The sequence below is a fragment of the Streptomonospora halophila genome (assembly GCF_039542725.1).
In the GTDB taxonomy this organism is placed as follows: Bacteria; Actinomycetota; Actinomycetes; order Streptosporangiales; family Streptosporangiaceae; genus Streptomonospora; species Streptomonospora halophila.
Genome location: NZ_BAABIK010000014.1, coordinates 90404 through 116858, shown reverse-complemented (window position 1 = coordinate 116858; position 26455 = coordinate 90404). Strand labels below are relative to the sequence as shown.

At 72.2% G+C, this 26455-nt stretch carries 28 protein-coding genes; 12 read left to right on the top strand and 16 right to left on the bottom strand.

The window, feature by feature from the left end:
- Nucleotides 1-90: 90 nt before the first annotated feature.
- Entirely contained in the window at nt 91-1017 is a 927-nt protein-coding gene (locus tag ABEA15_RS13845) for a helix-turn-helix transcriptional regulator (protein WP_345556955.1), read from the bottom strand.
- Between the two features lie 142 nt (nt 1018-1159).
- Here ABEA15_RS13845 and ABEA15_RS13840 point away from each other — a divergent pair, with 142 nt between their 5' ends.
- Nucleotides 1160-2080, top strand: a complete 921-nt coding sequence (locus ABEA15_RS13840) for an MBL fold metallo-hydrolase (RefSeq protein ID WP_345556954.1) — start codon at nt 1160-1162, stop codon at nt 2078-2080.
- Between the two features lie 87 nt (nt 2081-2167).
- Complete coding sequence (locus tag ABEA15_RS13835; protein ID WP_345556953.1) at nt 2168-3619, top strand: carboxylesterase/lipase family protein; 1452 nt, start codon at nt 2168-2170, stop codon at nt 3617-3619.
- 694 nt (nt 3620-4313) lie between these two features.
- On the opposite strand, the gene ABEA15_RS13830 is transcribed toward ABEA15_RS13835, so the two are convergent.
- Nucleotides 4314-5426 (bottom strand): FAD-dependent monooxygenase, encoded by a 1113-nt coding sequence (locus ABEA15_RS13830; RefSeq protein WP_345556952.1) that lies wholly within the window; start codon nt 5424-5426, stop codon nt 4314-4316.
- Between the two features lie 141 nt (nt 5427-5567).
- On the opposite strand from ABEA15_RS13830, the gene ABEA15_RS13825 reads away from it, so the two are divergent.
- Nucleotides 5568-6179, top strand: a complete 612-nt coding sequence (locus ABEA15_RS13825; protein ID WP_345556951.1) for a TetR/AcrR family transcriptional regulator C-terminal domain-containing protein — start codon at nt 5568-5570, stop codon at nt 6177-6179.
- Nucleotides 6180-6333: 154 nt separating this feature from the next.
- Here ABEA15_RS13825 and ABEA15_RS13820 read toward each other — a convergent pair whose 3' ends face one another.
- Complete coding sequence (locus ABEA15_RS13820; RefSeq protein ID WP_345556950.1) at nt 6334-6930, bottom strand: TetR/AcrR family transcriptional regulator; 597 nt, start codon at nt 6928-6930, stop codon at nt 6334-6336.
- Nucleotides 6931-7147: 217 nt separating this feature from the next.
- On the opposite strand from ABEA15_RS13820, the gene ABEA15_RS13815 reads away from it, so the two are divergent.
- A complete protein-coding gene (locus ABEA15_RS13815; protein WP_345556949.1) occupies nt 7148-7882 on the top strand; it encodes an SDR family NAD(P)-dependent oxidoreductase in 735 nt (244 codons plus the stop codon).
- A gap of 328 nt (nt 7883-8210) precedes the next feature.
- Here ABEA15_RS13815 and ABEA15_RS13810 read toward each other — a convergent pair whose 3' ends face one another.
- The 7 genes from ABEA15_RS13810 to ABEA15_RS13780 all read right to left on the bottom strand — a co-directional run bounded on the left by ABEA15_RS13810 (nt 8211) and on the right by ABEA15_RS13780 (nt 12136).
- Nucleotides 8211-9104, bottom strand: a complete 894-nt coding sequence (locus ABEA15_RS13810; RefSeq protein ID WP_344146140.1) for a manganese catalase — start codon at nt 9102-9104, stop codon at nt 8211-8213.
- Nucleotides 9105-9241: 137 nt separating this feature from the next.
- Nucleotides 9242-10252: an NAD(P)-dependent alcohol dehydrogenase gene (locus ABEA15_RS13805; protein ID WP_345556948.1), complete on the bottom strand. Its 1011-nt coding sequence runs from the start codon at nt 10250-10252 to the stop codon at nt 9242-9244.
- 97 nt (nt 10253-10349) lie between these two features.
- The gene (locus ABEA15_RS13800) at nt 10350-10586 is read right to left on the bottom strand and encodes a helix-turn-helix transcriptional regulator (RefSeq protein ID WP_344146146.1); all 237 of its coding nucleotides are present in this window, start codon (nt 10584-10586) and stop codon (nt 10350-10352) included.
- Between the two features lies 1 nt (nt 10587).
- Complete coding sequence (locus tag ABEA15_RS13795) at nt 10588-10986, bottom strand: hypothetical protein (protein WP_345556947.1); 399 nt, start codon at nt 10984-10986, stop codon at nt 10588-10590.
- A gap of 61 nt (nt 10987-11047) precedes the next feature.
- Nucleotides 11048-11332, bottom strand: coding sequence for a ferredoxin (locus ABEA15_RS13790; RefSeq protein ID WP_345556986.1), 285 nt, complete (start codon nt 11330-11332; stop codon nt 11048-11050).
- Nucleotides 11333-11346: 14 nt separating this feature from the next.
- The gene (locus tag ABEA15_RS13785; protein WP_344146155.1) at nt 11347-11619 is read right to left on the bottom strand and encodes a class I SAM-dependent methyltransferase; all 273 of its coding nucleotides are present in this window, start codon (nt 11617-11619) and stop codon (nt 11347-11349) included.
- Nucleotides 11552-12136 carry a PadR family transcriptional regulator gene (locus ABEA15_RS13780; RefSeq protein WP_344146158.1) on the bottom strand — a complete coding sequence of 195 codons (585 nt, stop codon included), beginning with the start codon at nt 12134-12136 and terminating at the stop codon, nt 11552-11554. The genes ABEA15_RS13785 and ABEA15_RS13780 overlap by 68 nt, the downstream gene beginning before the upstream one ends.
- A 109-nt stretch (nt 12137-12245) precedes the next feature.
- On the opposite strand from ABEA15_RS13780, the gene ABEA15_RS13775 reads away from it, so the two are divergent.
- The 6 genes from ABEA15_RS13775 (at nt 12246) to ABEA15_RS13750 (ending at nt 17221) form a co-directional block, all read left to right on the top strand.
- Nucleotides 12246-13382 carry an aromatic ring-hydroxylating dioxygenase subunit alpha gene (locus ABEA15_RS13775; protein ID WP_344146161.1) on the top strand — a complete coding sequence of 379 codons (1137 nt, stop codon included), beginning with the start codon at nt 12246-12248 and terminating at the stop codon, nt 13380-13382.
- A 1-nt stretch (nt 13383) separates the two neighbouring features.
- A complete protein-coding gene (locus tag ABEA15_RS13770) occupies nt 13384-14385 on the top strand; it encodes a PDR/VanB family oxidoreductase (protein ID WP_345556946.1) in 1002 nt (333 codons plus the stop codon).
- A gap of 48 nt (nt 14386-14433) precedes the next feature.
- Nucleotides 14434-15768, top strand: a complete 1335-nt coding sequence (locus ABEA15_RS13765; RefSeq protein ID WP_345556945.1) for an MFS transporter — start codon at nt 14434-14436, stop codon at nt 15766-15768.
- A 144-nt stretch (nt 15769-15912) separates the two neighbouring features.
- A complete protein-coding gene (locus ABEA15_RS13760; protein ID WP_345556944.1) occupies nt 15913-16101 on the top strand; it encodes a hypothetical protein in 189 nt (62 codons plus the stop codon).
- 101 nt (nt 16102-16202) lie between these two features.
- A complete protein-coding gene (locus ABEA15_RS13755) occupies nt 16203-16571 on the top strand; it encodes an ArsR/SmtB family transcription factor (protein ID WP_344146173.1) in 369 nt (122 codons plus the stop codon).
- Nucleotides 16568-17221, top strand: coding sequence for an SRPBCC family protein (locus ABEA15_RS13750; protein WP_345556943.1), 654 nt, complete (start codon nt 16568-16570; stop codon nt 17219-17221). Before ABEA15_RS13755 ends, ABEA15_RS13750 begins: the two co-directional genes overlap by 4 nt.
- A gap of 73 nt (nt 17222-17294) precedes the next feature.
- On the opposite strand, the gene ABEA15_RS13745 is transcribed toward ABEA15_RS13750, so the two are convergent.
- Complete coding sequence (locus tag ABEA15_RS13745) at nt 17295-18488, bottom strand: lycopene cyclase family protein (RefSeq protein WP_345556942.1); 1194 nt, start codon at nt 18486-18488, stop codon at nt 17295-17297.
- 52 nt (nt 18489-18540) lie between these two features.
- On the opposite strand from ABEA15_RS13745, the gene ABEA15_RS13740 reads away from it, so the two are divergent.
- Both ABEA15_RS13740 and ABEA15_RS13735 read left to right on the top strand, forming a co-directional pair.
- Nucleotides 18541-19281 (top strand): class I SAM-dependent methyltransferase, encoded by a 741-nt coding sequence (locus ABEA15_RS13740; RefSeq protein ID WP_345556941.1) that lies wholly within the window; start codon nt 18541-18543, stop codon nt 19279-19281.
- On the top strand, nt 19281-20852 hold the full coding sequence (locus ABEA15_RS13735; protein WP_345556940.1) for an FAD-dependent oxidoreductase: 1572 nt from the start codon (nt 19281-19283) through the stop codon (nt 20850-20852). The genes ABEA15_RS13740 and ABEA15_RS13735 overlap by 1 nt, the downstream gene beginning before the upstream one ends.
- On the opposite strand, the gene ABEA15_RS13730 is transcribed toward ABEA15_RS13735, so the two are convergent.
- The 5 genes from ABEA15_RS13730 to ABEA15_RS13710 form a co-directional block, all read right to left on the bottom strand.
- A complete protein-coding gene (locus tag ABEA15_RS13730) occupies nt 20816-21814 on the bottom strand; it encodes a DUF5914 domain-containing protein (RefSeq protein ID WP_345556939.1) in 999 nt (332 codons plus the stop codon). The genes ABEA15_RS13735 and ABEA15_RS13730 overlap by 37 nt on opposite strands.
- A gap of 40 nt (nt 21815-21854) precedes the next feature.
- The gene (locus tag ABEA15_RS13725; protein WP_386699575.1) at nt 21855-22802 is read right to left on the bottom strand and encodes a phytoene/squalene synthase family protein; all 948 of its coding nucleotides are present in this window, start codon (nt 22800-22802) and stop codon (nt 21855-21857) included.
- Nucleotides 22799-24319: a phytoene desaturase family protein gene (gene crtI / locus ABEA15_RS13720; protein ID WP_345556938.1), complete on the bottom strand. Its 1521-nt coding sequence runs from the start codon at nt 24317-24319 to the stop codon at nt 22799-22801. Before crtI ends, ABEA15_RS13725 begins: the two co-directional genes overlap by 4 nt.
- Nucleotides 24320-24425: 106 nt before the next feature.
- Complete coding sequence (locus ABEA15_RS13715) at nt 24426-25583, bottom strand: polyprenyl synthetase family protein (protein WP_345556937.1); 1158 nt, start codon at nt 25581-25583, stop codon at nt 24426-24428.
- Nucleotides 25584-26138: 555 nt separating this feature from the next.
- Nucleotides 26139-26408: a MarR family winged helix-turn-helix transcriptional regulator gene (locus tag ABEA15_RS13710; RefSeq protein ID WP_345556936.1), complete on the bottom strand. Its 270-nt coding sequence runs from the start codon at nt 26406-26408 to the stop codon at nt 26139-26141.
- Nucleotides 26409-26455 lie beyond the last annotated feature (47 nt).

The window sequence follows — 26455 nt, the reverse complement described above, 5'->3', positions numbered from 1 at the left end:
ATCGGGTGCCTCGACGGGGGGTTTCGTGCCGCATACGCGAGGGGCAGCCCGCTTTCCGGGCGGAGCTGCACGGCATGTCGGCGGCTTCGGTCATCCCTGCGTCGGGTACCGCAAGGGGCGGTCGGCTCCGGCTTTTCCATCGGTGCCCGGTCCCGCGAACCGGGACAGCAGCTTGAGCGAGTCGGCCGCTGCGGAGCCCTCTTCCGCGGTCACCACCGTCACCGACTGCTCGGGTGAGCGGGCGACCGCGAGGAGCTGCTGCGTAACGGTGAGTTCGCCGACCAGCGGGTGGCGCAGCCGGTAGCGGTCCGCCTCGCAGGGCTTGACTCGGTGGTCGCCCCACAGGTCGGCGAACTCCTGCGACTGCGCTGACAGCTCGCCGACCAATGAGGCCAGCAGCGCGTCCTCGGGGTGGCGGCCCGCGACCAGCCGCAGGCTCCCCACAACCGCTCGCGCCTTGTACTCCCAGTCGACGTACAGGTCCCGGATGTAGGGATCCAGGAACAGCATCCGTGCCAGGTTCGGCCGGTCCTCGAGGCGGTCCGGCGCGGCGGGGTCCACGTGCCCGGCGAGCAGGGCCCGGGCCATCGGGTTCCAGGCGAGCACGTCGGTGCGGCGGCCCAGGACCATCGCGGGCACGTCGCCCAGCGAGCGCATCAGCTCGCGGGTCGGGGAGTCGACCCGCTCCGGCGGCGGCTGCTTGAGGTGCCGGGGGCGCCGCGCAGCGAGTTCCCGCAGGTGCTCGGTCTCGTGTTCGTCCAACCGCAGCGCCCGCGCGATCGCGTCCAGTACGGCGTCGGACGCGTTGACCGACTGCCCCTGCTCCAGCCGCGTGTAGTACGACACGCTGACCCCCGCCAACTGCGCAAGCTCCTCACGCCGCAGCCCGGCCACGCGCCTGCGCCCGGGCAGTGCCGCCAAACCCGCGTCGTCGGGCTGCAACCGCGCCCGCCGCGCCCGTAGGAAGTCGCCGATCCGACCTGCGACCGTCTGCCCGGCCGCCTGAGAAGTCGTCATGGCAACAGCCTAGGCACGGCCCTCCGGCTACGGAGCCGCGAGCCTGACCCTGCCGTGGATACGCACATCACAGGGCTGGCTGGCACGACACAGGCCGCCGGATCCTGACCGGGAATCGACGCCGAGCACGAACGGGACCAACATGCAGGAACGGAAACAGGAGCAGGGAGTCGTGCTGGGTGAAGTCACGGTCGCCCGAGTCGTGGAGTACTTCGGGTCCGTGGACATCGCTCCGCGAACCTTCTTCCCCGAGGCGCCGGAGGACGCCTGGCGCAAACACGGTCCCTGGCTCACGCCCGACTTCGTCGACGCCGACTCCGACGTCGTCGTGAGCGCCATCCAGACCTGGCTGCTGCGCAGCGAGGGCAGAACCATCCTGATCGACACCGGTGTGGGCAACCACAAGGAACGCCCCTACTCGCCGGTCTGGAGCCGCAGGGAGAGCGGGTTCCTCGGCGAGCTGGCCCGGGCCGGTGTAGCGCCCGAGGACGTGGACCTGGTGGTCAACACCCATCTCCACGTCGACCATGTGGGCTGGAACACACGCCTCTCGGGCCGCGAGTGGGTGCCGACCTTTCCCAACGCCACCTACCTGATGCCGAAGGCGGACTTCGACTTCTGGAATCCCGTAAACGGCCACACGCCGAACCTGGGCCGCGGCAACCAGAACGTGTTCGAGGACAGCGTGGCCCCGGTATACGCGGCAGGGCAGGCGCAGTTGTGGGAGGAGGGCCACACCATCGACGGCAACCTTCGCCTGGAGCCCGCGCCGGGGCACACCCCGGGCTCCTCGGCGGTGCGGCTGGCTTCGGGCGGCGACCGGGCGCTGTTCGTCGGCGACCTGGTGCACACCGCGCTGCAGATCGTGGAGCCCGAGACCAACAGTTGCTTCTGCGAGAACCCGGCGGAGTCCCGCGCCACCCGGCGCCGACTGCTGGGCGAAGCCGCCGACACCCGTGCGCTGGTGTTCCCCGCCCACCTGGGCGGACGCGGTGGGGCGGAGGTCGCCCGGGACGGCGGCAAGTTCGCGATCAAGGAGTGGGCGCCGTTCGCCCGGATCTGACGCCCGACCGGCTCGCCGCGGCGAGCCGGTACCGACAACGGCGACGCCGAACCCGGCACCAGCGAGTAACAGATACGGGAGTGCACAGTGTCCGATCCGATCGTGACGACCACCGAGGGGGCAGTCCGCGGCAACGCCGACGATTCCGCGGCCCGCTTCCTGTCCGTCCCCTACGCGGCGCCGCCCGCCGGCGCCGACCGGTTCTCCCCGCCCTCGCCGCCCCGCCCCTGGACGCACGTGCGCGACGCGACGCGGCCGGGGCCCACCGCGCCGCAACCCCGCCGGGACTCCTTCGGACGACTCGACATGGCGCCCTACTTCGGTCCCGGCTGGGTGCGGGGCGACGAGCGGGGGGAGGAGTACCTGACCGTCAACATCTGGGCCCCGCGCAGGGCCGAACGCAGCCCGGTGCTGGTGTTCGTGCACGGTGGCGGGTTCGTCGCCGGCTCCAACCGCGCACCGGTGCACGACGGCGCCGCCTTCGCCCGCGACGGCGTCGTGCTGGTTGCGTTGAACTACCGGCTCGGTGTCGCCGGGTTCCTGGACCTGCCCGGGGCGCCGCGCAATCGAGGGCTGCTCGACGTGCTCGCGGCCCTGGAGTGGGTGCAGCGCAACATCGCGGCCTTCGGCGGCGACCCCGCAAACGTGACCTTGGCCGGCCAGTCGGCGGGCGCGACCACGGCCGCCGGTGTGCTCGCCGATCCCCGGGCCGAAGGCCTGTTCCACCGGGCGATCGTGCAGAGCGGCAGCGGACTGGGCGCGTTCTCCCCCGAGCAGGGCGCCCGGGTGGCCCGAGCGGCCGCAGAGGCGCTGGGCGTGGCACCGGACGCGGAGGGCTTCGCCGCGGTCCCCGACGAGGACCTGGTCGCGGTCGTCCCCCGACTCGCCGGGACCGACCTGCGCACCGCCGACCGCTTCGACCCGCTCATGGGACTCAGCCCGTTCAGTCTGGTGCTGGACCGCCAACCGGCCGAATGCCGCCTGGCCGATGTCGACCTGCTCGTGGGAACCAACGCCGAGGAAGGCAACCTCTACCTCGCGCCGCATGGCGACCTGCCCGCCTCGACCGCCGAGGACGTGCACGCGACCGCGGCCCGCGCCCACGGCGACCCCGACCGGCTCGTCGCGGCCTACCAGGCGCAGCGGCCGGACGCCGGGCCCGGCGAGCTGCGGTCGGCCATCCTCGGCGACGCGCTGTTCGGCTTCGGCTCCCGCAGGCTCGCCGAGGCGCACGGCGGCGCTCACGTCTACGAGTTCGCCTGGCGGTCGACCGCTCTCGACGCGCAGCTCGGGGCGGCGCACGCGATGGAGCTGCCGTTCGTGTTCGACGGGCTGGAGACTCCGGGGCTGCGCGGCGCGCAGGGATTGACGGGGCCGGAGGAGCCGCCGGAAGCGTTGGCCAAGGAGATGCATGCGGCGTGGATCGCCTTCGCCCGCACCGGGGACCCCGGCTGGCCGCGGTTCGGAGAGGGCGGCCGGGTCCGCCGGTTCGATACGGTTTCCGCGACCACCGAAGCGCGGGACCTGTCCGCCTGGTAGACGGTGCGCACCGTCGCCGCCGTCTGCGGCGCCTTGGAACACTTCGCTCGGCGGGGAAGGCGGTGGCGAAGCGGCCCGAATAGGCCGCGACCACCGTGACGTCGACCCCGGCGGCCAGGCGCGGCGGGACCGCGCCGGATGTTGCCGAAGAGCGCCGGCACCAACCCGCTCCGCGGTGGCGGGATCTCGGCAGGTGGCCGGCGCCGGCGCACGGCGCCGAAGAGTAGGACCCCGGGAGTACCGATCCGGACCTGGTGCGCGGGGTGCGCGGACATCGGCCGCGCACCCGCGCAACCCCCGGGAACCGCCCTGCGTCCCGGTCCGGTGCTGATCCGACGGCCGCAAGTTCGAATCCTGCCAGGCGCGCCACATATCCGCGGGTCAGGACACCGCGATGCGGTGTTTCCGGTCCAGCTCCCCGCCTACAGGGACCAGGGCGGGCCCATACTGCGACCAGGACCGCGCCGCGAGCTGCACTCAGCCTTTTCCGCGGGGTGCGCAAATCCAGGTCCGGCTCGGTTTCATAGCAGGGGGCTTCGCGGAAGCCGACGAGGTCGGCGGCGAAGGTCACGGGCACATCGGCGACCAGCGCCGGTGGGGTCGGGCCGGTCGCGGTGGAGGCCGGTCGTGCTGGCCCCGGAGAGTTCGGCGGGTCCGTTCTCGCGTGCGGTCCTCGTCGGCCAGGGACGACCGCCTAGAGCGACTGCGCCGCCCGCAGCCGGGTGTTGCGCGCCTCGATGGCCTCCCATGAGGCGGGCACCACAAGGTCGGCCCCGCTGAGCGCGAACTCTTGGGCTGCCTCCGCGTGGGGGCGCAGACGCCGCTCGTAGGCGCTGAAGGCCGCCTCGAGCTCATCGCCCCGGTGTCCAAGCTCCTCGGTGAGCATCCACGCCCCGAGCATGGCCAATGAGGCGCCGCGCCCGGCCATCGGGGTCGCGCAGTGCGCGGCGTCCCCGATCAGCACGACCCGTCCGCGGTGCCAGGTCGACATGTGAATCTGGGCGATCGCGTCGAAGTAGAGCTCGGGGTCGTCCTGCGCGGTCGTGAGCAGCGTGGGGACCTTCCAGTCGTCGACGCCGACGAAGGCCTCGGCCAGAATGCGCTTCTGCGCAGCCAGATCACGGTGGTCGTAATCGATCGGTTCGGAGCGGAACTGGAAGAGTGCCAGAGCTTTGTCGCGGTAGCGGGCCAGGCCGGCCATGCGGCCCGGCAGGTTGAGGACCTCCGTCGTGCGGTCGCCGGGTGTCGCCTGGTCGGATGCATCCCCGAGCGCAACGTACATCCCGAGGTGTTTGGTGAACTCCTTCTCGGGGCCGAACACCAGCCGACGCACCGTCGAGTGCACCCCGTCGGCGCCGACGACGATGTCGTAGGCGGCCTCGCGGCCGGAGGCGAAGGCGACCGCGACCCGGTCCCCGCTATCGGCCAGCGTCCGGACGGACTCCTCGAAGCGCAGGCTGACCTGCTCGGGCAGGGCCCGGCGCAGGATGTTCATCAGATCCTCACGGGGAATCTCGATGTCTTCGGAGGATTCGTCGATCTCCTGCCGGACCAAGGGGGCGACGGGCGCGCCGGACCGGTCGATGAACTTCGTCTCCTCGGTCATGGTGATCCGGTGTTCCTGCACCGCGTCGAGGATGCCCATGCTGCGCGCGGTGTCGATGGCCTCGCCACGCACATCGATGGGCGAGCCGTTGGTGCGCAGGTGGTTCGCCCGCTCGACGATCTCGACCTCGTGCCCGACGCGCGCCAGGTCGATCCCGGCGCTCAGTCCGGCCACGCCTGCACCGTTGATCAGGATTCGCATAGTCGCTCCTTCGTCCTCAGTGCCGTGATCTCTACAAGCCGGAGCTCTTTCGCCCCCAAAGTACTTGGTCGGTGACCAAGTCTCAATCGGGGAGCGGCGTGCGGCCGATTACTGTGGAGCACAAGGCCAACGGAGGAGCACATGGTTCAGCAGCGTCACAACAGAGAGGGGGTGGTCCAGGCGGCCCTGGATCTGCTGGACGAAGAGGGCATCGAGAAGGTCACCCTGCGCGGCGTCGCCAAACGACTCGATGCCCACCTGAACACCGTCTCTTACCAGGTGCGCACCAAGGCGCACCTGTTCGAGCTGATGGCCGACGCCGTCCTCGGCGACCTCGACCTCGATGGCCTGCCTGACGACCCCCGGCAGCGAGTCCACGCCTTGGCCGCAGGACTCCGCGCCGTCATGCTCTCCCGGCGTGACGGGGCTCGACTGGTGGCCGGCACCGACGCCTTCCAGGCGAATACGCTGCGTGCCGCGGACATCCTCGCCGCCGCCACCCTGCAGCTCGCCGCCGATGAGGCAACCGCTGCACGAAGCGTCTGGAGCATTCATTACCTGGTGCTGGGGCTGACTCTGGAGGAGCAGGCCGGTCGCAGCGGGATGCCTCCAGGTGGACGACTCGTCTTTTCCGAGCAGGATTACCCGTCCCTTCACCGCCTGGGTGCCCGAGCCGTCAACGAGCCCTTTGAAGAACGCCTGCGCTTCGGTGTGGAGGCCGTCATCACCGCCGCCGCGGCCCACGGAGGATGATTTTTTCGCTCCGCGCGGCGGCTCCTGCTTCACTCCCGCGTGTGCGGGACCCGCACCTGTTCCCGAACCACGGTGCTGTTGCGCATCGGTGCACTCCCGCGGGCGCGGGGCCTTCAGCGCTCTGTTCCCGCGGCACAGGCCGGTGGCCGGTCGGCTACTGCGCCGGCGCGGGCAGCAACCGGCTCAGGGCGGATTGCCCCACTGCGGTGAGCACCTCGACGTCCATCCCGGTACGGCCGAGCGCGATGACTCCGAGTTGGGCGGCGAGGACCGCGCGGGCAACCTCGCCAGCGTTGGCGTCGGGGTCGACGTCGCCTTCGCGCTGGGCGCGCTCGAGCGCCTCGGTGAGGACGGTGACGACCGCGTCGTAGCTGCGGCGGGCCTCGGCTGCGACGTCCGGGGCGCTGGCGGCGAGTTCGGCGATGCTGTTGGCCAGCAGGCAGCCCCGCCGCGCGGCCGCTCCCGTCGGGTCGCCGGTCATGCTGAGCACGAACTCGCGCACCAGGTCGACCCCTCGTGGCGCGGACTCCAGACGCTCGCGCAGCATCAGCAGGTTCGCGTCGTCGTAGTCGCGTAGGACCCGCAGGAAGAGGCTGTGCTTGTCCCCGAAGGCCCCGTAAAGGCTGCCCTTGCCCAGCCCACTCACGCGCAGCAGGTCGTCCATCGACGTCGCTGCGTAGCCCTTGTTCCAGAACTCGTCGCGGACAGCGACGACGACGCGGTCTTCGTCGAACTCCCGAGGTCGAGGCATCACCCAACTCTACGAGTTCTGGACCCGCTGGGCCACAACCGGCGGTCCGCTTCGCGGCCGCCCTGCTGCCGCCCCGCTTTCAGGGCGCCCCCGGGTGGCCCGACGAGCAAGGTCGTGAAGCCCCGCTCGGCGAGCCACTGCACGAGATATTGACCAATCAGTCCAGATAGGACAGAGTTGTGGACGATCCAGTCCATAATTCGAGGAGGTGGGCGGCGTGGCCGTCCTGACAGGCAAGGTGGCCGTGGTCACCGGCGGCAGCAGCGGCATCGGGCTCGCGATCGCGCGGGCCTTCCGCGACGAGGGCGCGAGGGTGTTCATCACCGGCCGGCGCAAGGAATCGCTCGACACGGCAGTCGCCGAGCTCGGCGAAGGCGTGACCGCCATGGTCTGCGACTCTTCCGTGCCCGCCGATCTCGACGCTCTCTACGAGACCGTCCGCGAGCAGGCCGGACACGTCGACGTCGTGGTCGCCAACGCCGGCATCGGCACGACAACACAGTTGGGTGAAGTGACCGAGGAGCAGGTCGACGGCCTGTTCGCCACCAACGTCAAGGGAACGATCTTCACGGTCCAAAAGGCGCTGCCGCTGCTTCGAGCAGGGGCCTCCATCATCTTGACCGGCTCGACCGCCGCGACACACCCGCAGCACGGCCTGGAGATCTACGGTGCGTCCAAGGCCGCGGTGCACAACCTGGCCCGCGGCTGGGCACACAGCTCGCGCCGGTACGGCTTCCGCGTCAACGTGCTCTCGCCGGGCATGGTCCCCACCCCGGGCATGCTCGACCTCGTCCCCTCGGAGGCTCGGGAGCGGGCCAAGGAGATGATCCCTCTGGGACGGATGGGCGCCCCGGAGGAGATCGCCGCAGCCGCCACGTTCCTGGCCTCGGACGCCTCAAGCTACGTCAACGGCTCCGCGCTCGCCGCCGACGGCGGAGCCGGGCAGGTCTGACTCCCCCGCCTGCCCCTGGGGAGCCCAAAGCGTCGAGCCGGGCGACGATCGCCTCCAGCACGTCCTCAGCACGGCTCCACCGCGGGGTACCGCGACGGAGCCTGTCGTAGCGGGTGCCGCTCCGCGCCGCGCGACGTGGCAGAACCCGGGCTCGGCGGCGTTGCGCCCGCGGTGGTCGGCCCGGTCCAGCGCGGGCGCACGCCCACCGCGCGATCCGCGCCGTCTGCGATGCCCTCGCTGGTCGGACGGCCCGGGACGACCGCGCGGTCCGCGGCCCGGGGTGCGGGCGGCCACCCGCACCCCGGGCCCTCTTCCTTCTCCGCTACCGCTACTGCAAGGTGTCCTTGATCCTGCCGGCGACACCGCGCGCCTGGCCCGGCACGTGGGGCCCGCCCGAGGCGTCGGTGCGCGAGGTGACGTACTGGTGCGGCCGGGGCGCCGGCGCCGAGGCCTTGCCGCCCAGCGCGGCGGGATCGGCCATGTACTCGAACGAGTGCCGCCCGTCGGGCGCCTGCCCCGAGGCCCAGGGCCCCTGGTCGGCCTCGCCTCCGTCGGACAGGTGCCAGTGGGTGCGGGCGTGGGCCTGGTTCTCCTCCTCGAACAGGTCGTCGGGAGCCACGGGACCTTCCAGGCCGTCCTCCTGCAGCTGCTCGATCGCGGCCAGCCACTCGTTCTGGTGCACGGTGTCCCGGGCCAGGTTGAACTGCAGCATCGCCTTCACGCCCGGGTCGTCGGTCATGTGGTAGAGCCGCGCCGTCTGCAGCCGCCCCTGGGACTCCGCGGCGACGTTGGCCCGGAAGTCGGCCATCAGGTTGCCGCTGGCCACGATGTACTTGCCGTTCCACGGAGTCCCCGCGGAGTCGACCGGCAGCGCGCCCCCGCCGCCGACGATGGCCTGCTGCGGGTTCATCCCGCCCACCACGGCCGCCACGGCCGGTTCCTTGACGGCCTCGGCGGTGACGTCGTCCGGGGCCCCTTCGAGGAGGCGGCCCACCATGGTCGCGATCATCTCGACATGCCCGATCTCCTCGGTGGCGATGTCCATGATCAGGTCCTTGTACTTGCCCTCCATCCGGCAGTTCCAGCCCTGGAACAGGTACTGCATCGTCACTGTCATCTCACCGAAGGCGCCACCGATGAGCTCCTGGAGCTTCATCGCATACAGCGCGTCGGGCTTTTCCGGCTTGGCTTCGAACTGCAGATCACTGGTGTGGCGGAACACGGACGACTCCCCTGTGAAAGTGAACGGCCAGCGCGGCCGCCTCGGCGGCGGCCCCCTCGGACGCGGGCCCGGTGACGACGGCCGCTACCCCTCGCCCGTCCGTCGATTCACCTCACTTCCACCCGGCTGCATCGGATCTAACGGACCGTGAGGAGGACGGTGCCGCGCTTGCGGCCCGAGTCGACGCGCCGGTGGGCCTGCCGGATGCCGTCGAGCGGGAAGCGGCCGTCGACGACCGGCGCGAGCCGCCCCTCCACCGCCAGACGGGTGAGCACCGCGAGGTCGGCGGCACGCTCCGCCTGCGAGCGCAGCCCGGTCAGCGCCAGGCGGGCCCTTCGGTTGCCGAACAGGCGCGTCTGCAGGGTGTGCAGGAGGATCGCGGCACCGGGCACGGTGGTGAGGTAGACGCCGCGCGGACGGAGCAGACGACGGCACCGGCCGTAGGAGCCGGTGCCCACGGCGTCGAAGACGACGTCGAAGCGCTCCCCGACGCGAGTGAAGTCCTGCTCGGTGTAGTCGATCACCTCGCCGGCGCCCAGCGAGGACACGAGCTCGGCGTTGGCGCCGCTGCAGACACCGGTGACCTCCGCGCCGTAGTCACGGGCCAGCTGGACGGCCGCGCTGCCGACGGCCCCCGAGGCGCCGTTGACGAGGATGCGCTGACCGCTCGCCAGGCGCGCGTGGTCGCGGAGGAAGGGCAGCGCGGTCAGCCCGCCGTCGGCCACGGCGGCCGCGTCCTCCTCGGGCAGGCCCGGCGGCCGGTGCAGCGCCCCGGCAGCCGATACGCGGGCGTACTCGGCGTGGGCACCCATCGCCGCGCCGGTCTCGGCGACGACGTCGTCGCCCGGGGCGAACCCCGTGGCTCCGGGCCCGGTCTCCGCGACCGTTCCGACGACGAGCCCGCCCAGGACCGGGTGGCGCGGTTTGCGCAGCCCGAAGGCCAGCCGGGCGAAGGCGGGGCGGGCGGAGCGGGCGGCGCAGTCGGTGGGGGTGACGGCGCTGATGCGCACCCGCACCAGCAGCTCGCCGCCGCCGGGGCGCGGGCGGGGGACCTCAGCGACGCTCAGCACGTCGGGGGCTCCGTAGCGGCGGCAGACGGCCGCTCTCATGGTGGTCGCGGGAGCGGCGTTGGATGGCTGTGGGGACATGGCGCAGTCCTCTCCGCCCGATGCGGGCGAGACGGTCGGCGGGCGCGGTCGGCGACCGCGGAAGGGAGCGCAAAAGGCGGAGCCCGGGCGGTCGTGCTCAGGCGTGGTCGCCATCGGGCGCGTCGGGATACTGGAAGACCTCTTCGAGCGGGGTGCCGAAGACCCGTGCGATCTGGAAGGCGACCTCCAGCGAGGGCGAGTAGCGCCCCTGCTCGATGGCGATCACGGTCTGGCGGGTGACGCCGATGCGTTCGGCCAGGTCCGCCTGGGTCATCTCGCCGCTGGCGAATCGCAGAGAGCGGATGGAGTTGGTGACGCGGGTGCGCTTGGCCATGCTAGAAACCCCGCCGGTACGCGGAGATCTTCACGGCCGAAGACGTGAGGGCGTTCAGCACGAACGCCAGGTAGAGCGTGTTGGCGATCCAGAAGTGCGCGAACTGGGCCAGGGTCAGCACCAGCGCCGCCGCGGCGACCGCAGCGAGCACGTAGAAGCCGATGTGCTCACCGTGCCGGTAGATCTCGGCGTCGCGCTCGTCGCGCCGCTCCCGGCCATGCGGGCCGACGACCATGTTCAGTACCAGCGCGGCGCCGATGGCCAGGAGCATCGGGCGGACGTAGTCCACATCGGCGACGGGGCCTGCGGCGACCCGCGCGAGGATGACTGCGGCGTACACCGCTGACACCACCAGGGTGACGGCGGCGTACGTCCACACCCGCCTCTCTTCGAGTGACACGTGCCCTCCCCGATGTAAAACGAACTTGACACCAGGAATGTAAACCAGGGCAGACACGACGTCAACTATTTTTAACATCCCGGGGCGCCGCACGCGGATCCTCGCCCGCGCCGCGTCGGGGTCGCCCCCTTCTGCGCGCGCATGACCTGCCGTGATCAGTCCACGTGCACGGCGCCCGACGGGCATGCGGCTTCCGCGTGGTCGACGGCCTCACGCTGGTCGTCGCCGGTTCCCCCTGCAGCACCAGGACGAGGCCGTGGTCCTCGTCCTGGCCGAACACGTCGGGAGCGGCGAGTACGCACTGTCCCGCTCCCACACAGACTCGCCGGTCTCCGGTCACGTGCATCGGATTCTCCGCTCTCACCAGGTGACGATCAGTTCGTCGACCGGGGAGGCGTTGTCGCCCAGGGTCTGGCGCCCCGGAGCGAACGCGCTGCCGTGCGCGAGGCGCAGCGCGCGGGTGTCGAGTCCGGCACCGAGCACGACGACCTGCGCGGCTCGATCGGCGTCCCCTCGTTCGCACCGGCCGGAAGCGCCGGTGGCGGCAGGTCGGCGCCTTCGGGGGTCAGCGGCCGTGCAGTTCCTCGAGAAGCGCGAACCCGTCCGCGATCCAGGCCAGCTCGGTGCGGGCACGGGCGATGAGGCCGTCGTAGGCGTACACCTTGTAGCGCACCGCGAGCTCGGCATCCCGCTCGTTCAGCGTGGAGAGGCGAGCCGCCAGGGTGGGGTGGCTGCGGTCGAGCAGGGTGGCCCGGGTGCCTTCGAGCATGCGCAGCTGCTCCTCCCAGTACGCCTGCTGCTGCCGCAGCTGCTCCCGCACGGCCGCGGGATCGGCGAAGTCGAAGTAGGCCGCCTTCAGGTACGCCGGATCGCGCTGCCGCTGCGGTACCAGGGGCGACTCCATCCAGGCGCGGAAGTCGGCCAGCCCGGCGTCGGTGACGTGGTACTCCTTCTTCGTCCCCTTCTTGCCCCAGGGCACCTCGACCGACGTGAGCAGCCCGTCGCGCTCCATCCGGTTGAGCTCGGGATAGATCTGCGAGTCGGGCGCATGCCAGACGTGCGCCACTGAGCGGCTGAAGCTCTTGGAGATGTCGTACCCGGTCATCGACCGACCTGTGAGCAGTGCGATCAGCGCGTAACGCAGTGACACCGGCCCCCGCCTCTCCGATTCGGTGGCGCTGTCCGTCCTTGCCAACTAACTATATCCATAGGTAGCTTGTGAGCCGCGCAACACATACCTCTCTTCATAGGGAGTTTCCATGACCCTCACCGCCTCCTCTCCCCTGGCGGACACCGCCCCACCGACCGCCGCGGCGGCGAAGATCTTCAACCACCCCCGCAACGCCTGGTATGTCGCGGCCTGGGACCACGAGGTCACCGGCAAGCAGCCGCTGGCGCGCACCGTCGCCGGCGTTCCGCTGGCGTTGTGGCGCAACAGCGAGGGCCGCGCCGTCGCCCTCGCCGACGCCTGCTGGCACCGGCTCGCACCGCTGTCGAAGGGCAGGGTCCTGGGCGACGAACTGCAGTGCCCGTACCACGGACTGCGCTACAACGCGAGCGGTCGCTGCACGGGGATGCCGGCGCAGGAGACGATCAACCCCAGCGCGGTCGTCCCCTCCTACCCCGTTGTCGAGCGCTACCGGTACGTCTGGGTGTGGGTCGGAGACCCGGACCTGGCCGACCCGACCGCCGTGCCCGACATGCACCAGATGGACGACCCGGCCTGGGCCGGCGACGGCGAGACCATCCACGCCGAGTGCAACTACCAGCTCGTCCTCGACAACCTGATGGACCTCACCCACGAGGAGTTCGTGCACTCCTCGAGCATCGGGCAGGAGGAGCTGTCCGGGGCCGAGTTCGACGTGACCCACGAGGGCGACACCGTCACGGTCACACGCTGGATGCGCGACATCGCGCCGCCGCCGTTCTGGCTGAAGAACATGCGCGACAAGTTCCCCGGGTTCGAGGGCAGGGTCGACCGGTGGCAGATCATCAGGTTCGAGGCCCCGGGCACGATCTGCATCGACGTCGGTGTGGCGAAGGCCGGTACCGGTGCGCCCGAGGGCGACCGCAGCCAGGGCGTGAACGGGTACGTGATGAACACGATCACCCCGGAGACCGACCGCTCCTGCCACTACTTCTGGGCGTTCATGCGCAACTACCGCCTGGACAGCCAGACCATCACCACCCAGCTGCGCCAAGGTGTGCACGGGGTCTTCGGCGAGGACGAGGACATGCTGCGCGCGCAGCAGCGGGCCATCGACGCCAACCCCGAGCACGAGTTCTACAGCCTCAACATCGACGCCGGCGGCATGTGGGTACGCCAGATCCTGGAGCGCATGCTCGCGGCGGAAGGCCGTCCCTCCTCCGCACCGGCTTCCGGCCGAGGGGCTTGAGGTGGCGGTGCAGGCCCGGGCCCGCTGGCAACGCGCCCGGGTGGTCGAGGTCGCCGACGCAGCCGAGGGTGTACGCCGCATCGTCCTCGAACCCGAGCATCCCGAGCACGCCGCGCCCGGCACACACATCGACGTCGAGACCGGCAGCGGCGCCCGCCGGGTGCGCTCCTACTCCGTGGTGCGCTCCGAGGACGGCGGCCGCAGGCTGACACTCAGCGTGCAGCTCTCCCCGACCTCGCGCGGCGGCTCCGCGGCGATGCACCGGCTGCGGGTCGCAGACGAGGTGGCCGTCACCGGACCGCTCCAGAACTTCCCCCTCGCGGTCGGCGCCACCCGCTACGTACTCGTGGCCGGCGGTATCGGCGTCACCGCGCTGGTGGCGATGGCCTCCGCGCTGCGCCGCCGCGGCGCCGACTACGAGCTGGTGCTCGCCGGCCGCAGCCGCGCCGTGATGGCCTACCTCGACGACCTGGTCGCCGAGCACGGCGATCGGGTGCGTGTTCACGTCGACGACGAGGGCACCTCGCTGGCGGTCGGCGACCTCGTCGCCGGGATCGCCCAGGCGCCCGCCGCCGCGACCACCGAGCTGTACATGTGCGGTCCGATCGGGCTCATGGACGCCGTCTCGCGGACCTGGGCCGAGCACGGCCTGCCGACGACCAACCTGCGCTTCGAGACGTTCGGTTCCAGCGGCCGGCACCCGGCCGAGGAGTTCGTGGTACGCCTCCCCCAGCTCGACCGGGAGATCACCGTCGCACCCGACACCTCGATCCTCGACGCCCTCGCGGCGGCCGGCGTGGACACGCTCTCGGACTGCCGCAAGGGCGAGTGCGGGTTGTGCCTGGCCAAGGTGGTCGACTCGACCGGCACCATCGACCACCGCGACATCTTCCTGAGCGAGTCCCAGAAGGAGCGCTCGAGCAGCCTGTGCCTCTGCGTCTCCCGGGCGGCGGCCGGCAGCGGCCAGGCCCGTCCCGCCGTCCTCTCCCTGCACCTCACCTGACCCGGCGCGCCGCCGCCTGCACCCGGACCCCCACCACCTGGACACCCCATGAACATCACCGCACGCATATCCCAGACACCGATGAGCGGCTACCAATGGCTGATCATCGCCCTCTGTACCTTCATGAACTGCCTGGACGGCTTCGACGTGATGGCGGTCGCCTTCACGGGGCCCTCGGTCACCGAGGAGTTCGGGCTGACCGGATCGCAGTTCGGGCTGCTGGTCTCGGTCGGTCTGATCGGGATGGCGATCGGCTCGATGCTGCTCGCTCCGTTCGCCGACCTGGTCGGTCGGCGCCCGCTGATTCTGCTCAGCCTCGCCCTCGGCACGATCGGCATGTTCGGCGCGGCGATGGCGCCCTCGGTGACGGTCATGGGCGTCTTCCGCCTCGTCACCGGCATCGGTGTCGGCGGCATCCTGGCCAGCACGAACGTGATGGCCAGCGAGTTCTCCAACGCCAGGAACCGCGGTTTGGCCATCGGCATCTACACCGCCGGGTACGGCATCGGTGCCACGGTGGCGAGCCTGGTCGCGAAGGCCGCGGTCGGCGGTGACTGGCGGATCGTCTTCTACGCCGGTGGTTTCGGCACCCTGCTCGCCCTGGTCGTCATCGCCGCCATCCTTCCCGAGTCGGTCGCCTTCCTCGAGCAGAAGCGCCCGAGCGGCGCCCTGGCACGGATCAACCGGACACTGGCCCGGATGCGGATGGAGGTCCTCACCGACACCGACCTCGACCAGGCCGCCGCCGCCCGCACGAGAGGCGAGCGGGCCGCTTCGGGGTGGCTCAAGCAGCGGCTGCCCCCGACCGTTCTGCTCTGGATCACCTTCATCACGATCATGTTCGGCTTCTACTTCGTGAACAGCTGGACACCCACGCTGCTGGTCGAGGAAGGCCTCTCCGAGGGCGCCGCCGTGACCGCCGGGATGGCGATCTCCATCGGCGGCACCGTCGGCTCGATCCTCTATGGAGTCGCCGCCCGGATGCGTACGCCGCGGGTGGTGCTGATCGGGTTCTCCCTGCTCTCCGCCGCGATGATGGTCGTCTTCATCCTGAGCACCTCGACTCTGTGGCTCGGGTTCGGCATCGGCGTCGTCGTCGGCGCCCTGATCAACGGCTGCATCGCCGGTGCGTACACCGTCGGCCCGGCGCTCTACCCGGCCAACATCCGCAGCGTCGGCATGGGCTGGGCGCTCGGGATGGGGCGCATCGGAGCCATCCTGTCCCCGACCGTCGCGGGCATGCTCAACGACGCCGGCGCCTCGGCGACCCAGCTCTACGTCGGTGCCGCCATGGTGGTCGCCACCTGCGCACTCGTCCTGGTCGGCCTGCGCCGGTACGACCCCGACTCCAGCCCGGCTGTCAAGGAAGAACTGGCCGTGTGACCTCCGCCCGGCCTCTCCGCGGCGCGGGCCGTCCGGTTCTCCGGTCGGCCCGCGCTCGTCACGCGCCGCGCACGGCCGCGCTCCTCCCGACCGGAACGCGGAACCCCCGGACGGGCGGACCGCTGGAGGCGCCGCTCCGATGCCGTGGTCGCCGTCCCCGGCACGACCAACCCCGACCATCTGCACGCCAACGTCGCGGCCGCAGAGGTCGCCGAGCACCTGACCGAGGCCGAGGTCGCCCACCTGACCGGCCTGGTAGACGAGTCGCGGGCCGTCCTCGACCCGACGTCCCAGCCGGGGTCCGGCACCGCCGCGGACGCCGGCCACCGCTGACACGGCAGATCCCACCGCGGCGCCCCCGGAGTGGCCGCCGGGCGCGCGCAGCGTAGAAGTATCACCCTTGACTTATATTGGGCGGTGCTTATTCTGGTCGTGTGCACGCCTTCGACGTTCTCGGTGACCCTGTCCGCAGACGCATCCTCGAGCTGCTGGCCGGCGGCGAGATGCCGGCCGGCGACGTCGTCCGCGTGATCGGCGAAGAGTTCGGGATCAGCCAGCCGGCGGTGTCCCAGCACCTCAAGGTGCTCCGGGAGTCGGGGTTCACGGACATGCGGGCCGAGGGGACCCACCGGGTGTACTCGCTGGACCCGGAGCCGCTGCGCAGCGTCGACGAGTGGCTGGATCCGTTCCGGCGATTCTGGGCACCGCGCCTGGATGCGCTCGGCACCGAGATCGCCCGCGGCAAGAAGGCACGACGAGACGGCGCCACGCCGGCGCCGTCCGACGACGAGGAGCAGCCATGACCGGGCCGTCCGACAAGATCATCGCCTCGCAGGCGGAGGAGGTGCGCCGCGACCTCGCCGTCGATCGCGAGGGGAACAGGCAGCACACGGTTCAGACCATCAGCCAGTCCTATCCGACCACGCTGGAGGACCTGTGGGAGGCCTGCACACAGCCCGACCGGCTCGGGCGCTGGTTCGCACCGGTCAGCGGCGACCTGCGGCTGGGAGGCCGCTACCAGGTCGAGGACAACGCCTCCGGCGAGGTGGTGGCCTGCGATCCGCCGCGGTCCTTCACGGTGACGTGGGAGTTCGCCGGGGAGTCCAGCCAGGTGGCCGTGCACCTCGCCCCGGAGGGGGACCGGGTACGGCTCACCCTGGAGCACCAGCACACCGGCGACGCCGACTCCGCGTTCTGGGCCCGCTTCGGACCGGGCGCGACAGGGGTGGGCTGGGACCTCGCCCTGCTGGGTCTGGCGCTGCACCTGGTCGCCGGGGAGGACCGCCCCGACGATCCCGACGCCTTCGCCCGGACCGCGCCCGTCCGGCGGTTCATCCGTGCCGCGAGCGAGCGCTGGGGCGAGGCGTCGGTGCGCACCGGAACACCCCGAGAGGACGCCGCCGCGGCCGCGGACCGCACCACCGCCTTCTACCTGGGTGAGGAGCCCGCGTAGCCGGCGGTCGCGTGGCCGCCTGGGCGGTCGGCATCCGCGCGCGGCATCGGTGCACGCTCCGCAGGGCGCGCCGTCAGGGTGGACTGCGCATCGGGCGCGGGGAGCGGAACGCGCACTCCAGCATCGTCACCGACATCGGCACCACGGGGGCCGTCGCCCCCACGAGCAGCTCGCGCCCCAACCCCGACCGCCCATCCAAGAAGTCCAGCACGTCGCGCATGTCGTTGCGTGCGAAGAGCCGGGCGAAGAACGCCGCGCCGTCCAGGCGCCCGGAGTCCAGGGCGCGCAGCAGCACGGCGTCCATGGCCAGGTGCCGACGGCTGTGCGGGATCGGCGGCAGGGGCAGGCGGCCGCGTTCCAGAGAGCGCACCACCGAGGCGACCTGGCGCTGGATGCCGCTGAAGGTGTAGCCGGTGGACGGTCGGGTCGCACCGCCGGCCGCGCCCATGCGGAAGACGCGCCGCCCCGCCCGCGTCGCGAAGCCGCCGTCCGTCATGGGGATGACCCCTTGCTCGGAGGCCGAGACCGTGAACCGCTCCAAGCCGAGCACCTCCGCGGTGTAGTGGTGCAGAGCCGCTTCATAGCCCGCGTCGTCCAGGACCCGGCGGGTGAACTCCGTGTACTCCACCAGCGCCTCCCGGGGAGAGAGCGGAAGCACGTAGCCGAACGAGACGCCGCGCCGCGGCTGGGCGGTGCGCAGGTCCATCAGCACGGCGGAGCCGGGGTCGAAGGCGTCGTGCCCGGTGTGCACGAACCATCCGCGAAAGTGCTGCAGCAGCGTCGTGCGGGCGGCGGGCGGAGCAGTCAGCGGGCGGGAGTCGAAGACCCGGCGCGCCGTGAGCGAGAGCGGAGAACCGTCGGCTCGCGACGCGTGCACCGTCGCGTGGTCAAAACCGTCGTCGATCGCCTCCACCGTCGCCGCGTACTCGTGGACGTTGGGCCCCATGCGCCCGCGGACGTGGTCTTCGAAGTCCCGGGAGCGGAGCATCTTGTAGGACTGGGGACCGATCGACTGCTCATGCCGGGCGCCCGTGGGCGAGACGACCGACAGTTGGTCCCACCGGGCGGCCAGGACCTCGTCCCACGGGCCGGCGCCGTGCTCCCAGAAGCACCACGTGCGCTCGTTCGGACGCGGCGCTCCCGCCGGAGGTTCGACGAGGGCGATCTGCGGCGTGCCGACGCCGGGCAGCACGATCCCCGCGGCGGCGTGGGCCAGGCTGAGGCCGGCCGCGCCGGCACCGACGATGAGCAAGTCGAATACCCGCATGGCGGTTAGCCTGGCACAAAGACCGGTTCCTTTCGCTTCGGCTCGGAGGATCATGGCAAAGACGGTCCGCGCGATGAAGGCCGGCCGGGTGGGGGACGAGTTCGACCGCGCCGCCGCAGCCTACGACCTGCTCGTCGCGGCGAACCCGGGGTACCACCGGCACCTGCGCGCGTCGGCGCGCAGGCTCGGACTCCCGCGGGGCGGGGAAGGGCTCCGCGTACTCGACCTCGGCTGCGGAACGGGCGCCTCCACCGCCGCCCTCGCCCGCGAGTACCCCCGTGCCGAGATCATCGGTGTTGACGCGTCCGAGGGCATGCTCGCCCGGGCCCGCGCCAAGCGCTGGGGACCCCGGGTCCGCTTCGTGCACGCCCGCGCCGAAGACCTGGCCGCGGGCGCCCTGGGCGGCCCCTCCGACGCGGTGTTCGCCGCCTACCTGCTGCGCAACTGCCCCGACACCGATGCCGCTCTGGCGGCGGTGCGCGACCTGCTCAAGCCCGGGGGCGGAATCGTGCTGCACGAGTACTCCGTCGCCGACTCGGTGGCGGCGCGCTGCGTGTGGTCGCTGGTCTGCTGGGGGGTGATCATCCCCCTCGGATGCGTCGCGACCGGCCGGTCCGCGCTGTACCGCTACCTGTGGCGCAGCGTCCTGGAGTTCGACGGCGCCGCGCGCCTGCGTCGACGGATGGGCGAGGCGGGACTGGAGAACGTCCGCACCCAGGCGCTGGGCGGCTGGCAGCGAGGCATCGTGCACACCTTCGCCGGCACGGCGCCCGCTCCCTCCGGCTCCCGGTGATGTGGGCTCCGGCCGACCCCCGGGCCGAGGAGGTCGCCCCCGCCGCTCCCCGGGCAGCACGGCCCGCAACCGCTCCGAGAACGGCGGTCGTGGGCGGCGGCATCGCGGGACTGGCCGCGGCCACGGGACTGTCCGAACGCGGCGTGTCGACCACCGTCTTCGAGCGCGAACCCGGCCTCGGCGGGCGCCTGCGGGGGTGGCCGACCACCCTCGGCGACGGCAGCGAAGCGACGATGAGCCGCGGTTTCCACGCCTTCTTCCGCCAGTACTACAACCTGCGGGCGCTGCTGGCACGCCTGGACCCCGCCCTGGGCATGCTCAGCCCTCTGCCCGACTATCCGCTCGTGCACGCGAACGGCCTCCGCGACGGCTTCACCGGGCTTCCGGCCTCCCCGCCGCTGAACGCATTCGCGCTGGCGGTGCGCAGTCGGAGCTTTCCCGCCCGCGAACTGGCCCGGGTCAACCTCGCCGCCGCCCTCCAGCTCCTCGACGTCGACGTCCCCGGCGTCTACCGGCGCCTGGACCACCGGGACGCGCCCGCGCTGCTGGAGGCGATCCGCTTCCCTCCGCGCGCCCGGCACCTGGCCTTCGAGGTGTTCTCGCGCAGCTTCTTCGCCGACCCTGCGCGGCTCTCGGCGGCCGAGCTCGCCGTCATGTTCCATGTGTACTTCCTCGGCTCCAGTGAAGGCCTGCTGTTCGACGTCGCCAACGCGCCCTATCCCCAGGCCCTCTGGGATCCCTGGTCCTCCTACCTCGCACGCCGCGGGGTGGGGCAGCGGCTTTCGACACCCGTCTCCGAGATCGCTCCGGGAATCCGGCGCCGCTTCGCCGTCCACCCGGAGGGCGGGGCCGCCGAGGAGTTCGACGCCGTCGTCCTCGCCACGGACATCGCCGGCCTGCGGCGGCTGACCGCCGGCTCTCCAGCCTTGGGCGCACAGGACTGGCGCCGCCGCGCCCTCGCCGCGCCCAGCGCCCCGCCCTTCCTGGTGAGCCGGCTGTGGCTGGACCGGCCTGTACGCGCCGAACGCCCCGGTTTTCTGGGGACCGCCGGCTACCCCACGCTCGACAACATCAGCGTGCTGGAGCGCTTCGAGGACGAGGCCGCCCAGTGGGCGCGGCGCACCGGCGGTTCGGTCGTGGAGCTGCACGCCTACGCGCTGCCGGAATCCTGCGACGTGCACGTCGAGCAGCAGCGCCTGATCGCCCAACTGCACCGGGTCTTCCCGGAGACCGCGCGGGCGGGCGTCGTGGACCAGCGCCACGAACTCCGCGCGGACTGCGCCCTCTTCCCACCGGGCGGCTACGAGCACCGGCTGGCCCCCGCCACCCCCGACCCCGGGCTGGTGGTAGCGGGCGACCACGTCCGTGTGGACCTCCCGGTCGCCCTCATGGAGCGCGCCGCGACCAGCGGGCTGATGGCCGCCAACGAGTTGCTCGCCGGCTGGGGCCTGCCCGGTCACCGGCTGTGGAGCGTGCCCAGCCGGGGTCGCTGGGCGCCGATGCGGGCGCTGGCCCGCTGGGGGCGCGCCGGGGCTCAGCCGGGCCAGTGGCCCGACGTCCGCAGCGCGTAGCGCCGCTCCGCATACGAGATGTCGTCGCGCCACAGGCGCCGGGCGGCCGCGCGCATCAGGGGGCGCACCACCGGCGCGGCACGTGCGGCCAGGGCGAAACCGGGCCGTTCGGAGGAGGCGATGGTCGCCTCGACGACCGCTGTCGTGGGGACACCGCCGCGAACGCCCAAGGGGGTCGCGTGGGTCTCGACCACGCTCCCCTCGCCCTCGCCTTCGATGATGTGCATGGCCACGGTGCGCGGTTCCGGGCAGCTGAACGCGGCCCGCACGGGCACTCCCCACCGGCCGGCCACCTTGAACGCCACCTCCGCGACCATCCGGTCGGGGTCCGGGTCGCTTCCCGACGCCGTCTCGGTGACGCGCAGACCCACGAAGGAGTAGGGGTGGAACCACGACCCGTGCCAGGGGTCGAGCCTGTTGGCCACCACGTCCTCGGGTTCGCACCGTCCGGCCAGGCTCTCCACCGCCGCGAGGGTGGTGGCGGAGGCGGGCCGCTCGGGGAGAACGGGGCGGGCGAGCGGTTCTTCGCCGCCGATCCGGTCCAGGCGGACCCACGCCAGCGTCCCGTCGTCGTAGGCGGGATAGGGCTGCCACCCGGGGAACCCCTCCGGCCCCAGGTCCAGGCCGTGCCAGCGGCACACCAATCTCCCCGCGTCGACGGCGCCCCGGCACAGTGGTGCTCCCAAGTGCGGACAGGCGCCGGGCGCCGCGTGCAGGCGCCCCTCGCCGTCCCGCCAGGCGACGATCTCGCTGCCGGCGACCATCCGCCCGAAGGGGCGGTCCCGACGAACGTCCGCGCTGGCGGCGAGCACGTACCAGTTCCCGGAAGGACGCGCCAGCGCACGTTTGACAGCGGCGCCGATCACCGCGGGGGACGCCTCGCGCCACGAGGGGCGCTGGCGGCTCCACCGCGTCGCGGGCAGTCGACGCAAGGGGAACCGTCGGGGCTCGAAACCGGGCATGTTCCTCCTTCACATCACCGGCGCCGGGTGCGCGGGCGGGTCACGCGCTGAGCCCGCGTGCCGCCCAGGCCCTGGCCAGCGCCGGCACCGCGGTGCGCACGCGGCGGGAGCGCGCGACGCGGTGGCGCCGCGACCATACGTCGTACCCGGCGTCCTCGATCTCGTCCAGGATGCCCCGGTACAACCGCAGGGCCGTTTCGACACACGGCCGCGCGACCGCAGAGAGCATCGCGCACCCCGGCTCGGCTTCGCGGTAGACCGCGCGGTTGAAGGCGACCACCTCCGCCAGGGCCCGGCGGACACGGGTGTCCTGGACGCGCGTACGGCGGCAGCGCATCAGCAGGTCGCGGTCGACACCGTGGCAGGCGAGCACGTCGGCCGGAAGGTAGACCCGCCCCCGGTCGAGGTCTTCGGCGAGGTCGCGCAGGAAGTTGGTCAACTGGAAGGCCGTACCCAGCGCCGCCGCGTGCGGCGCCGCTTCGGCCCGGGGCACCACGGTCCCCAGGACGGGAAGCACCTGCAGGCCGATCACGGCGGCCGAGCCGTACATGTACGCATTGAGTTCCGCGAAGTCGGCGTAGTCGGTGACGGTCAGGTCCGCGCGCATGGACCCCATGAACGCGGCGAAGTACTCCGCGGGGATTTCGTAGCGCCGGGCGGTGTCGGCCAGGGCCCGCACCGGCGGAGCCTGCGCCCGCCCGCCGGACAGGGCCGCGTCCAGATCCCGCTCGACGCCTTCGAGCAGCGCCGCGCTGTGCTCCGCCGTCCGCCCCGGTTCGGGTTCGTCGACCAGGTCGTCGACCCACCTGGCGAATCCGTACAAGGCGTGGATCCCCGGTCTCCGCCCGGCGGGAAGGACCCGAGTGGCCAGGTAGTACGTGCGCCCGTGCCGGGCGTGCAGAGCGCGGCTGCACGCGTAGTCCCGGCGCAGTGCGGTCCCGGTGACGCCCGCCGCGTCGAGCTCGGCGGCCGCTCCTCTCGCGATCACCGTGCCCCCTTGCCCACGGCTGCCCCGCCCGCTATCCGGGCGGCCGCCAGCTTCCCGGACACCAGGGCTGTGGGGAGTCCCACTCCGGGCGTGGTGCCGCACCCGGCAAGGACCGCGTTTTCGGTGCCCGCTACGCGGTTGCGCGGCCGGAACGGGCCCGTCTGGGCGAACGTGTGCGCCGTGGCGAAGGGGGTGCCGTAGGCCATGCCTCTGCGCGACCACTCCAGCGGAGTGGTCAGCCGCTCGGTCACGATCGCGGCTCCGAACCCCTCCAGCCCGCGCCGCTCCAGCGTGCGGACGAGGCTGTCGCGGTAGCCGTCCGCCGCGCGCCGCCAGTCGATCCCGCCGGTGCGCAGGTTGGGGCACGGTGCCAGCACGTAGTACAGGTCGCGCCCGGGGGGCGCCAGTGCGGCATCCGTGGCCGTGGGGCGGGTGACGAGCAGAGAGGGGTCGCTCATGGTCGTGCCGCGTCGGCAGATCTCGTCGAAGGTCTGCTCCCAGGCGGCGCCGAAGGAGATGGTGTGGTGCGGCGTCTCGGCCCACGCGCGGTCGACCCCGGCGTGCAGGACCACGGCGGAGGGCGAGAACCGCAACGGGACCGGGCGCCACGGGGTTCGCCCGAGCAGGCGGTAGGCCATGGGCAGGTCGGGGGTGAGTACCACGGCGTCGCAGTCGAGTCGGAGGCCTTCGGCCGTCTCGACCGCCGTGACCCTGTCGCCGCGGCGCACCAGGCGCCGCACCTCCTGGCCGAAGTGGAGGGTTCCTCCGGCGGCGACGACGGCGTCGGCGAGCGCGTCGCTCAGCGCCCTCATGCCGCCCATGGGGAAGTACACGCCCGCGATGGTGTCCATGTAGGCGATGACCGCATAGGCCGCCATCGCCTGCTGCGGGGCCACGCCGGCGTAGAGGGACTGGAACGAGAAGATGCGGCGCAGTCGCTCGTCGGACACGAAGCGCCCGATGGCCGGTGCGAGGCGCCCGAAACCGCCCATGGCGGCCAGGTGGGCGAGCTCCGGGGTGAGCAGCTGCAGCGGCGAGTCGAAGTTCGCGTCGATGAACGACCGCATCTGGAGCCGGTACAGCCGGCCCAGCCAGCCGCGCAGGCGCAGGTAACCCCGGGCCTCCCGGCCGCCGGCCTTGCGGGCGACCTCCTCGGCCATGGACTCCGCGTCCGTGTGCACGTCGATGGTGGAGCCGTCGGCGAATCGGGCACGATAGGCGGGGTCGAGCCGGACGAGGTCCAAGCGGCGGTCGAGGGAGTCGCCCACGGCCGAGAGGGCCTCGTCGATCAGGTGCGGCATGGTGAGTACCGTCGGCCCTGTGTCCATGCGGAAACCGTCTGCATCGTCGCGGCCGGCGCGCCCTCCCGGATGCCCGTCGCGTTCGACGACCGCCACGGATCGCCCGGCTCCCAGCAAGTGCAGCGCGGCGGCGAGTCCCGACAGGCCGGCGCCCACGACGACGACGTGGTCGGTGCGGCCCGGAACGGTACGCAGCTGAGATTCGCTCGGCTTCATGGCTCTCTCCTCTGTCGGACCGATTCCGGAACGCGTATCCGGGCCTGTACCGAGAGTCGCGCCGCTGTCGGTTGCCGGCCGTCACCAGCACGCGCCACCGGTTCGGTCAGGTCGCGCGTGTGATCGCCCCGTCCGCCCGCCGCCGGAGCTCCTCGTAGGCCATCGGGGTGATGGGCGCGTCTGCGAGGGAACGCGTTCCCTCGCGCAGAAGCGCGGCGAGACGCTGTTCCACGGCCTTCTTGGCCCCCAGGGCCGCCAAGAGGTCGGCGACCGCGCGCACGTCGGCGTCGGGGAGCCCGGGGTCGCCGATCGCCGAGTCCAGCATCCGCACCGCCTCGCGGTCCCCGCGTTCGCGCGCGCGCCGCAGGCCCACGGCCAGGAGCAGAGTACGTTTGCCCTCCCGCAGGTCGGCGCCGACCGCCTTACCCGTCTGCGCGGGTTCGCCGTACAGGTCGAGCAGGTCGTCGCGCAACTGGTAGGCGGAACCGACCGCCTCCCCGTACCTGCGCAGGGCCTGGACGACCTTCTCGTTCGCGTCGGCCAGGGCCGCGCCCAGGTGCAGCGGGCGCTCGGCGCTGTAGGCGGCCGTCTTCAGCCGGTTGACCCGCAGCGGGGTGGACTCGGCCGTATCGCCCCGCGCCTGGGAGCGCATGTCGAGGAACTGGCCGACCACCATCTCCGTGTGCATGGCGCGCCAGGGTCCACGTGCCCGCTCCCGGGCGTCGGGCATATGGCTCAGGGCTTCGGTGAACATGTCCTCCGCCCAGACCAGGGCCAGATCGCCGGCGAGCAGGGCCGCGCTCTGCCCATAGTGGTCGGGGTCGCCGAGCCACCGCTTCGAGCGGTGGTCGTTCGCGAACCGCACGTGGACAGCGGGCTCGCCGCGGCGTACCTCGGATTTGTCCATGACGTCGTCCTGGAACAGCGCGAACGCCTGGACGAGTTCCAGCGCGGAGGCGGCACGCAGCGCAGAGGCGGCTTCGGGACCGTCGTCGGCGCCGCCCGCGGCACGCCAGCCCCACCAGGCGAAGGTCGGCCGGACTCGCTTGCCTCCCTCGACGACGAACCGGGCCAGCCGGTCGAGGACCTCGTCGGCGAAGTCCACGTCCAGGCCCGCGACGGCGGGGCTCCGCCGACCCAGGAAGTCCTCGAGATGCCGGGTGACGGCCTCACGCAGACACGCGTCCCCGCATGCCGCCGGACAGGACGCTTCGTGGTGCTTCCGGTCGCCCCGGGGGCGCACCCTCGATCCGGATGCAGTCAATGTCGGCCTCCTCGACCACGAGTCGCGTGCGTCGCTCCTGCCGGGTTCCGCCGAAGACGGGAAGCTCCTGTTTTTCCTTCGCGCTTGCCGAGGCTGTTTCGAGGACCGATCGGCGGCTGCGGTCGGCACGCCGCGTCGGCGTGTCCGGGACCGTGCATTCCGGACGGTGCCGCCGAGCGCGGGCGAAGAGCCGGCGTTTCGGCCGCCCGTGTCAGCGACCGCCTGGTGTACCGCCGACTCGCCTACCGCCCCCGCACTTGCGCAAACCTCCGCCGAGTAAACGCCGACCGCCACGCGAAGGCCCCGGAGAATTCGCCCGCCGCCGTCGGACGCGCGAAGCGGTACTCCGCCGGCGCGGCCGGTTCTCCCAGGAAGAACCCGAGAATATCGCCGAACGGGGCGCGCAGCAGGCCCGGCACGCCGCCCGGCGCCGCAATGCCCGCCCGCACGTTCACGGGTGAACCGCTCGACCGCCCGGGCTTGTGCGACCCGAGGATCCGGAGCGGGTCCGGGCCCTTGCGCAGCAGCGCACGGCCCTCAGCGGGCGGGCACGGGCTAACAGGTCGGCGGGTCCTCGCGCAGGCCGTGGAGGACCTTGGCGGCGATGTCGGCGAACCGGTCGAGCTCATCGGCGGTGAGCCGGTCGACGAACAGGCGCCGGACCTCCTGGGCGTGGCCGGGCGCGGCCGCCTTCAGCGCGGCGAGGCCCTCCGCTGTGATCACGACGTCGACGCCACGGGTGCCGCACCGCTCCCGGCGGGTCAGGCCCCGCTTGCACATCCGGGTGAGCTGGTGGTGCAGGCGACTCTTCTCCCAGCCGGCCACCCGCCCCAGTTCATAGAGGGGGCGCGCCGGAACGACGGATCACGGCG

Coding starts and splice junctions, on each gene's coding strand:
- ABEA15_RS13775 (WP_344146161.1), top strand. CDS start 12,246: ATGACCCTCACCGCCTCCTCTCCCCTGGCGGACACCGCCCCACCGACC.
- ABEA15_RS13730 (WP_345556939.1), bottom strand. CDS start 21,814: ATGCCCGGTTTCGAGCCCCGACGGTTCCCCTTGCGTCGACTGCCCGCG.
- ABEA15_RS13740 (WP_345556941.1), top strand. CDS start 18,541: ATGGCAAAGACGGTCCGCGCGATGAAGGCCGGCCGGGTGGGGGACGAG.
- ABEA15_RS13845 (WP_345556955.1), bottom strand. CDS start 1,017: ATGACGACTTCTCAGGCGGCCGGGCAGACGGTCGCAGGTCGGATCGGC.
- ABEA15_RS13805 (WP_345556948.1), bottom strand. CDS start 10,252: ATGTCCCCACAGCCATCCAACGCCGCTCCCGCGACCACCATGAGAGCG.
- ABEA15_RS13820 (WP_345556950.1), bottom strand. CDS start 6,930: ATGCCTCGACCTCGGGAGTTCGACGAAGACCGCGTCGTCGTCGCTGTC.
- ABEA15_RS13745 (WP_345556942.1), bottom strand. CDS start 18,488: ATGCGGGTATTCGACTTGCTCATCGTCGGTGCCGGCGCGGCCGGCCTC.
- ABEA15_RS13840 (WP_345556954.1), top strand. CDS start 1,160: ATGCAGGAACGGAAACAGGAGCAGGGAGTCGTGCTGGGTGAAGTCACG.
- ABEA15_RS13825 (WP_345556951.1), top strand. CDS start 5,568: ATGGTTCAGCAGCGTCACAACAGAGAGGGGGTGGTCCAGGCGGCCCTG.
- crtI (WP_345556938.1), bottom strand. CDS start 24,319: ATGAAGCCGAGCGAATCTCAGCTGCGTACCGTTCCGGGCCGCACCGAC.
- ABEA15_RS13750 (WP_345556943.1), top strand. CDS start 16,568: ATGACCGGGCCGTCCGACAAGATCATCGCCTCGCAGGCGGAGGAGGTG.
- ABEA15_RS13830 (WP_345556952.1), bottom strand. CDS start 5,426: ATGCGAATCCTGATCAACGGTGCAGGCGTGGCCGGACTGAGCGCCGGG.
- ABEA15_RS13735 (WP_345556940.1), top strand. CDS start 19,281: ATGTGGGCTCCGGCCGACCCCCGGGCCGAGGAGGTCGCCCCCGCCGCT.
- ABEA15_RS13800 (WP_344146146.1), bottom strand. CDS start 10,586: ATGGCCAAGCGCACCCGCGTCACCAACTCCATCCGCTCTCTGCGATTC.
- ABEA15_RS13790 (WP_345556986.1), bottom strand. CDS start 11,332: ATGCACGTGACCGGAGACCGGCGAGTCTGTGTGGGAGCGGGACAGTGC.
- ABEA15_RS13765 (WP_345556945.1), top strand. CDS start 14,434: ATGAACATCACCGCACGCATATCCCAGACACCGATGAGCGGCTACCAA.